The organism is uncultured Mesonia sp., assembly GCA_947499595.1.
Lineage (GTDB): Bacteria > Bacteroidota > Bacteroidia > Flavobacteriales > Flavobacteriaceae > Mesonia > Mesonia sediminis.
Genome location: CANMOY010000037.1, coordinates 1 through 723 on the forward strand (window position 1 = coordinate 1; position 723 = coordinate 723).

At 45.9% G+C, this 723-nt stretch carries 1 rRNA gene; it reads left to right on the forward strand.

Going from position 1 to position 723, the window contains the following annotated elements:
- Positions 1-142: 142 nt before the first annotated feature.
- Positions 143-723 (forward strand): 16S ribosomal RNA (locus ACH2AZ_RS12465); the annotation flags it as partial.

The window sequence follows — 723 nt, forward strand, 5'->3', positions numbered from 1 at the left end:
TTTTACTTGGAAACGAGTAAGAAATGCGAAATTAAAACAAAGGCTAAATAGAATAGTTTTGAGTCGAGATACTTAGTTAGCTAGGTATTGAGAAAAATTCCATACAGTTATAACTTATGTATTGTAAAATATTTAAGAAACAACGATGAAGAGTTTGATCCTGGCTCAGGATGAACGCTAGCGGCAGGCCTAACACATGCAAGTCGAACGGTAAGGCTCCTTCGGGAGTACACGAGTGGCGCACGGGTGAGTAACGCGTATACAATCTACCTATTACTGGGGTATAGCCCGAAGAAATTTGGATTAATCCCCCATAGTATATAGATATGGCATCATAATTATATTAAAGCTTAGGCGGTAATAGATGAGTATGCGTCCCATTAGTTAGTTGGTAAGGTAACGGCTTACCAAGGCAGCGATGGGTAGGGGTCCTGAGAGGGAGATCCCCCACACTGGTACTGAGACACGGACCAGACTCCTACGGGAGGCAGCAGTGAGGAATATTGGACAATGGAGGCAACTCTGATCCAGCCATGCCGCGTGCAGGAAGACTGCCCTATGGGTTGTAAACTGCTTTTATACAGGAAGAAACCTCCCGACGTGTCGGGAATTGACGGTACTGTAAGAATAAGGATCGGCTAACTCCGTGCCAGCAGCCGCGGTAATACGGAGGATCCGAGCGTTATCCGGAATCATTGGGTTTAAAGGGTCTGTAGGCGGGCT